The following is a 7525-nucleotide window of genomic DNA, read 5'->3' on the forward strand; positions in this document are numbered from 1 at the left end:
TCAACCCTGCTCGGCGGCCGCCGCGTCCCGCCCGGCCGAAGCGAGCGAAAGACGATTGACGAACGAGATCGCCGTCTTTTCCATGCCATCGACGAAACGCCGGGCGCGGCGGGACAGGTAGGCGTGGAACAGCAGCGAGGGGATGGCCACGATCAGCCCGAACTCGGTGGTGATCAGCGCCTCGGAAATGCCGGAGGAGAGGGTCTTCGCGTCTCCCGTGCCGTAGACGGTGATCAGCTTGAAAGTGTTGATGATGCCGGTGACCGTGCCGAGGAGGCCGAGCAGGGGCGCCGCCGCGGCGCAGATCGCGATGAACCAGAGAAAGCGCTGGAGGCGCAGCCGGGTATCCAGCATCTTTTCGTACATCACCTCCTCGACCAGTTCCCGCGGCTCCGCGGCGTGCTCGACTCCCACCCGCAGCATCTCTCCCGTGGGGCCGGGGATCGCCTCGAGCCTGGCCATGGCGCCGTCCAGGTCCCGCCGGCGGACCGCGTCGAGCAGGCTGTTGACCCGTTTCTTCGACGGGTTGCGGATACGGGCCAACTGGAACCACTTGAGCAGGGCGACGAGCAGCGCGGCCGCGGCCATCAGCAGCATCGGCACCATCACCGGGCCGCCCTTTTCGATGTGCTCGAGTGGCGTATCGCCGGCGGCCTTCATCTTGTCGGCGTTGCCCAGGGTCGGATCGAGCGGCAGCAGTCCCTCGCCCGTCTCCACCACCTTCGCGGCCTCCGCCTGCAGCACGGGATCGCCGAAGATCGTCATCGACGGTTCGAGAGAGCCGAGTTGCTGTTCGGCGAGGCCCGCCGCGGCGCCATCCCGGGTGCGGAAGAGGGCGATCGGTCCCAGCAGCGCGAAATCGACGTCCTCGACCGTGCCGTCGGCGGCGACGGCACGACCCGCAAATCGGGTGCCGGCGAGCGCCTCCTCCAGGCGGGTGAGGCGGGCCTCGACCAGCTCGAGCTGCCGGGCGTAAACCTGGTCCGCGGCAAGCTGCTGGTTCTCGGGGGCGTTGCGGGCCGCCTCGATCAGGGGGCGGAAGCGCTGCAGCTCGGTGATGTGCACCCGCGTCTCGAAATTACGGACGTACTCGTCGAGCAGGTTCCCCAGGTAGGTCTCCTCGGCGTGGCGGGCTTCGAGCCGGGCCTGGCGGTTGCTCAACTCCAGCCGACGCTTGTCCACCGCACGGACCCGCTCGTCGAGGCGGGCCTCGCGGGAGGCGAGCTGCGACTCGAGGCTTCTGAGCCGTCGGCTGAGCGGCAGCTTCTCCGCGGCGATGCGCGCCTGCAACTCGGAGAGTTGCCGAAGACTGGCCGCGAGGTCTTTTTCCACCGATGCGCGGGTTCCGGCGAATTCCGATTGCCCCACCGCCCATCCGGCGCAGGGCGCCAGCAGCAGGGCCGAGGCCAGCAGCGGCCTCCAGCGAAGACGGATCCTGCTCATGGCCTTTCCTCGTCTACGATGGTCACCGGCAACGGCACGTAGGCCGGCGCCTCTTCGTTTTCGAGAATCTTCACCAGGCGAGTGACCTGCGGTGCGATCGGGTCGGCGGCGATCCAGCGCCACCCATCGGGGCCGCTCCGGCCGAGCCCCGCGTGACTGCCGTCGCGCGTGACGTACCACGCCTGCCCGAGACCCGCGTACACCGTCTGTACCTCCGCTCGCTTGCCGGATGGCAGTTCCCGGATCTCACTGACGAGGTTGATCTCCCGCTGGAACTTGTTCACTTCGTTCAGGATTCCGATCACGTTCTGGTAGCGCTCGGCCGGGGAGAGTTCCCGCGCACCGCCGGGCCGGGGCAGCCGGCGGCTGAGTACCGAAACCTTTTCCCGCAGGGGATCGGGCAGCCGGTCGAGCAGGGCGCGTGTGGCCTTTTCGAGGGCCGGGATCCGCCGGGCGAGGGTCACCGAAGCCCGGTCGAGTTCCCGCTCCCTGGCGGCGAGTTCCCTTTCCTTCCCGGCCACCTCCGCCAGGTCCTTCTCGGCCTCCTCGATTTTCTGATCGAGGGCGGCGATCTGCCGCTCGAGAATGGAGATCCGCTCGGTGAGCACCTCCTTGCCGAGCTTCCAGTCGCGTTTCTCCCGGGCGATGACCTGCTGGGTCTCGACCCACTTGGCCAGCCGCGCCCGGGTCTCTTCGAGGTCGGTGGTCCGGCCGCCGTCCGCCGGGGGAGCGGCGGCGGCCGCGGGAACCAGGGCCGCGGTGACCAGGATGGCGATGCGATCACGGATATTCATGGCTTCATTGTTCTCCTGCGCTTGTGACACCCGGGTTGCCCCGGGGTGACAAAGTTCTTAACCGGCCATGGCCGCGCTCCCCGCTCGCGGGACGCCGACCGTCGACCCCGTCACCAGCTCCAGCGCAAGGCGATCTTGTAGCGCCTGGCGGTGGGTACGAGGCTCTTGATGGCCTCGGCTCCCTCCGGGGTGCGGTAGACCACCTGCTTGTCGTCGGCGAGCAGATTCTTGGCGCTCAAGCTCAAGCTGGTGACGGCGCCCAGCTTCTGGCTGACCTTGACGTTGAGGGACGAGAACGGCGCCTCGAGGGCGTCCGGAACGCCTCCGGTCTCCACGTCACCGACCGCCGCCCCGGCTCGAAGCCGTTCGCCGACCCGGTTGTAGAAGACGCTGGCGCTGAGCCCCGTGTCCTCGTTGTCGTAGCTGAGATTGAAATTGGCGATCGACGCCGGTTGCCCGGCGAGGGCCCGGCGGTCCCGGCCGAGGGCGAAGGCCGCCAGCGCTTCCTGCTCGAAGCCGGGAATATCGACCTCGGAATCGAGCCACGTGTAATTCGCGCTGACGGTGAAATGCCTCAGCCGGCGGCCGAACCGATCCAGCGGCGCCCTGGCCTCGGCCTCCACGCCGAGAATCCTTCCGGTATCGAAATTCACCGGCTGGGTGAAACTCCGTCCGGCGGCTCCGAAGTTGAGATATTCGATGGGCTTGTCGATCTTCTTCCGGAAAACACTCAGGGCGAGCACCTCTCCCGGCCGGCGGAACCACTCCCAGCGCAGGTCCCAGTTGGTGATTTTCGACATCTCCAGCCGGGGATTGCCCACGAACTCGTCACCGAAGAGGAACTCCTCGGTGGCGACGGGAGCCAGTTCACGGAGGGTCGGACGGGCCAGGGTGCGGGACCAGGAGGCGCGCACCTGCATGCCGTCACGGAGTTCCCAGATCAGCCCCACCGAGGGGAGGACGGATCGGTCGTCGATCCGCGCCACACCTTCTTCCTCGGGCACCTCCACGATGCCGCGATCGCCGGACTCGGGCCTGACCTCGATGATCTCCACCCGCCCGGCCGGCCCGGCGGGAATCACCCCCAGTTCCGTCCTCTCCCAGCGGCCGCCGGCAACCAGCTTGAGCGACGGCAACAGCGGCCATTCGGCCATCAGGTAGAACGCGCCGATCCGTTGCCTGCCGACGTAGTCCACGTCCTGGTTGAGCGGCGTGAGGGTCCACAGGAGCTGGTTGTCCGCCACGTGGGGCGAGTCGACGTTGGGCGCCAGTCCGATGCGATCGGCGTCGAGAAAGACATCGCTCCAGAGCGCTGCGGGATCTTCGGTGATCCAACTGAAGCGGCTCCTGTTTTCGATACGCTCCGGGTTGCGGCAACACTGCCGGCTGGGAAAGTCGTAGAAGAACGATTCCTGCTCGTAGGTCCGGTCGTCGTCTTCGAAGTAGAAGCCACCCTTGAGCCTGGCCTCCCGGTCGCCGAGGACCCGCAGCGGGAGTTCGGCGTTGGCGGCGTAGACCATGCCGGTTTCTTCGATCTCCCGGAAGATTCTGCGTGTGCTGGACGAAGGCGAGACGCCCGACGTGCGAAATTGCGCGACTCCGAAACCACGCTCGGTGAAGTAGGTGAAGAGATTGCGGAAGAAGCGGACATCGGGTTCTTTCTGCCGGGTCAGGTTCGACGCCACGCTCCAGTCCAGGTGGAGGCCGTCGCCCACGGGCCAACCTTCGAAATCATGCTTGCCTTGCAGTTGAAGCGACGCGACCGTGCGCTCGACGTAGCGCAGAGATTGATTCTGGATGACGTTGATCTGCTCGACCGAACTCCCGTCGTCGCTGACCTGGAAGCGGGCCTCGTCGCTGGCCGACTGGTTGCCGACGAAGCGCAACGTGAACTCGTGGTCGTCGTTGGGCTGGAAGACCAGCGCCCCCAGCCCGCCGATCAGCAATTCGTCGGTGCCCTTGCTGTCGGTACGCGGACGGAGCAGGGTGATCGCCCCGTCGCTGCCGCTGACACCGACCTTGTTGTTGATGCCATCGTCGTAGTAATGGTACTTGTGCGAATAACTCAACGCGCCGAGCACGCCGATCCGGCCCCAAGCCCCGATGGAGTACTTGTTGCCGGAGACCAGGGAGAAGCTTCCGTTGGCCGGAGCCGTCTTGCGGCTGGTTCCCATCACCGGCACGAACATCCGCGTCAGCTTGTCGTAGGCCAACGCCGCCTCGAGATCCGCGGGCAGCACCCGCGGGCGATAGCGGATCGCGCTGAAGGACTTGGTCAGTTCCACCCGGCCCACATCGGGCATCGAGCGGTCGGACCCGCCGAAACCGGTGGGATCGACTCCGCCGCCGCGGTAGGTGAGGAACTCGCCGTTGCCCGTGGCCAGGTCGTCGTACTCCACCGCCACCGAGGTGGAGAGAAGGTAGTTCTCGGGGATCGACTTGGTGCGGACGTCGACGCCTCCACCAGTGAAATCCCCCTGCAGATCGGGGGTGAAGGTCTTGGTCACGGTGATGCTCTCCACCGTGCCGGTGGGGAAGACGTCGAGCTGAACCGCCCGTTTGCGGGGGTCGGCGCTGGGCACCCGGATCCCGTTGAGCGTGGTGCCGGTATAGCGGTCACTCAGTCCCCGGACGGTGGCGTACTTGCCGTCGACCACCGAGGCTCCGACCACCATCTTGATCGCCCCCGCGACATCGGAGGCATCGGCCTTCTTGAACAGCTCGGAGGAGATCGCGTCCTGCAGGGTGACCGCCGAAGCGCGGATCTCGAGCAAATCGACCTCCGTGCCGGAGAGGAAGTCGTCTCCCGTGACCACCAGCTCGTCCATCTCCAGCACGGCGATCGAAAGCTCCACCCGCAACTCGCTCAGCCGGCCGGGCGACACCGCCACGTCCGCGATGACCCGGCGCTGATAGCCGGCCTTCGAACAAACGACCGTGTACTTCCCCGGCGGGAGCTGCTCGAGCACGAAGTTGCCGGCATCCGATGTCAGCGCCGTGTGCCGGGTTCCGGCGATCTCCACCCTCACGCCGGCCAGGGGAACATCGAAGTCGGCATCGTAGACCAGGCCCCGAATACCACCGTTGGACGCGCCCTGTCCGCTGGACAGGCCCACCCAACAGAGCCACAGCAGGATCACCGCCGGCAGCGACCGCCGGCACCAGCCGTTCTTCACCGCAGACTCCTCCGCATCGACCTCAAGGGGTTACCAGGGCGCCTTGAGGCCTGCGCGCAGCGCTTGCAGGCGGGCGAGGATCTCGGCGTCGGCTCCAATGGCATGGCGGCCCAGCTCGCCGCAAATGGCCACGGCGGCCAGCGCCCTCGGACGCCCGTTGACCAGCTCGGCGGCCGCGTCGAGCGCTTCGATGAACAGGGCCCGGGCCTGCCGGCGGCGACCGAGATCGTGGTTGACCGCCGCCAGGGCGGCCAGGATGCCCGGGCGTTCCACCTTCATGGTCCGGGCGCACAGCCCGTGGGCGCGCTCGAGCAGGTCGATAGCCTCTTCCCGCCGCCCGGCGCGGCCCAGCGCCCGCGCAAGCCGGCCCATCAAACGCGTTCTGACCGGCGAGGTCGGGGGAATTCCCTGGACGCGTTCCAGCGCCCTGTCGAGGACCTCCTGGACCTGCGGCGTCCGCCCCATCTGCCTGAAGATCGGCGCCAGGGCGAGCAGCGCCTCGACCCGCTTCCAGCCCGCGATGGTTGCCGTCGACTCGAGAGCGCGGCGGGCGGCGAGGTCCCGCGTCTTCTCCGGCAGCTCCTCGTTGCCGGCGATGTCGATCAGGCCCATGGTGCGCCACCAGGTGTCGTAGATGTCCCTGGAGTCGGCCAGGGTGTCGAGTTCGGCCAGGGCCTGCTCGATCTCTCCGCGCCGCACGAGAGCCGCGGCGGAGGCCGCCACGGCCCGCCCCAGGTACTGGCTGTCTTCCTCGGCCAGGCGGACGAGCACCTCTTTCGCTCCCTCGGCATCACCCAGTTCCGCCTCCGCGGTGGCGATGTAGGCGGCGATCCGGGGGCGCTGCCAGCCCCGTGTGACCGCCTCGACCCGCCGGGCCTCGCGGATCAGTTCACGGGCCAGTTCTTTCTTCCCCTGCCTGGCGGCGTCACGAGCGAACTCGGCCAGGGCGACGCCCTTGCGCCAGCCGCTGATCTTTTCCGCGTAGCGGCGAGCCAGGGCCAGGTCACCCGTCTGCGCGAGATCGTAGGCCACGAAGTACTGGGCCTTTTCCCTGTCCTTCGGGTCGTTCTCGATGGCGGAAGCGATCTCGAAAGCCAGCTCCAGCACTCTTTCCGGCCCGGAATCGGCCACCGCGCTTTCGGTGGCGGGAGTGACCGGACCCGTGACGAAGACCGTCAGGACCCCCAAACAGGCGAAGAGCAGTACCTCACGTCTCGTGGACATCATCAGCGACTCCCAGTTCAGGAACAGATCTTTGCGGTGAACAGGTTTGGAAGGTGGGAGCCGATTCCGGCCCCCACCTTCCACGGTTTTCCTTCGGTGCGTTCAGTCGGCGTTCAGGGAGCCAGGCGTTCGGCTCCGCTGGAGGACACGCCCAGCGACCCGGGACCGCAGTCGTTCTGGCCGCGGGAGAGGTAGAAGTAGGCGCTGCCGGCCGCGGGAAGGTCGGCATCGACCGCCTGGTGATCGAAATCGTCGTCCTCCAGGAGGACCGCGGCGCTGAAATCCGCGGCGTCCGTCGAGCGCAACAGGTCGTAGGCCCGGTTGTTGAACTCGCAGGCGACGCCGTCCCACTCGATACGCGCCTTGTCGGCAAAGCGCAGGTTCGAGGTGACGTCCGGCGTGGCTTCCGGATGATCGATGGGATCACAGGTGGTGAAGTAGCCCAGGCGGGACATCGTGGTCCAGCAGGTGGCCCAGTTCTGGCCCGGGGCGAAGGCGCCCTTGTAGCCGGCGACCTCGAAGACCCCCTGCGACTCGCTGCGGTTGGTGGTCAGCAGCGGGCTGCCCGGAGCCGGCCGCGGATCGATGCTGACCACCTGGTCGGGACGGGTCGAATCGAGGGTAAGGTCCTGGCGCACCAGGGTGCGGATCGGCAGGTTCGCCGCGCAGCCGAGGTAGGTGTTGTCGAGCGAGGCGTTGGTGAGCAGGCCGTTGTCGAAGTGGTCCTTGCCGATGTCGCCCTTCCAACGGGTGCAGTCACCGGTGCACAGGCTGCCGTCGCCGACCTCTTCCTGGCGACCGAAGCACCACCAGGTGTTGTCCTCCAGCTCCAACTGGTAGGTCCGGTCCGGACCCATGTAGTACTCGTCGTCACGGATCGCCGAGTAG

General features: G+C 67.4%; 5 protein-coding genes. All 5 read right to left on the minus strand.

The window, feature by feature from the left end; all coding sequences use genetic code 11:
- Entirely contained in the window at positions 1 to 1443 is a 1443-nt protein-coding gene (locus tag Q9Q40_14120; protein MDQ7008353.1) for a MotA/TolQ/ExbB proton channel family protein, read from the minus strand.
- Positions 1440 to 2237, minus strand: coding sequence for a DUF3450 family protein (locus Q9Q40_14125; protein MDQ7008354.1), 798 nt, complete (start codon positions 2235 to 2237; stop codon positions 1440 to 1442). Before Q9Q40_14125 ends, Q9Q40_14120 begins: the two co-directional genes overlap by 4 nt.
- Before the next feature lie 110 nt (positions 2238 to 2347).
- Positions 2348 to 5413 (minus strand): TonB-dependent receptor, encoded by a 3066-nt coding sequence (locus Q9Q40_14130; GenBank protein ID MDQ7008355.1) that lies wholly within the window; start codon positions 5411 to 5413, stop codon positions 2348 to 2350.
- 30 nt (positions 5414 to 5443) lie between these two features.
- The gene (locus Q9Q40_14135) at positions 5444 to 6640 is read right to left on the minus strand and encodes a tetratricopeptide repeat protein (protein ID MDQ7008356.1); all 1197 of its coding nucleotides are present in this window, start codon (positions 6638 to 6640) and stop codon (positions 5444 to 5446) included.
- A gap of 110 nt (positions 6641 to 6750) precedes the next feature.
- Positions 6751 to 7525: hypothetical protein (locus Q9Q40_14140; GenBank protein MDQ7008357.1), on the minus strand; the 775-nt coding region annotated here is incomplete at its 5' end.

The sequence above is a fragment of the Acidobacteriota bacterium genome (assembly GCA_030949985.1).
In the GTDB taxonomy this organism is placed as follows: domain Bacteria; phylum Acidobacteriota; class Polarisedimenticolia; order J045; family J045; genus JALTMS01.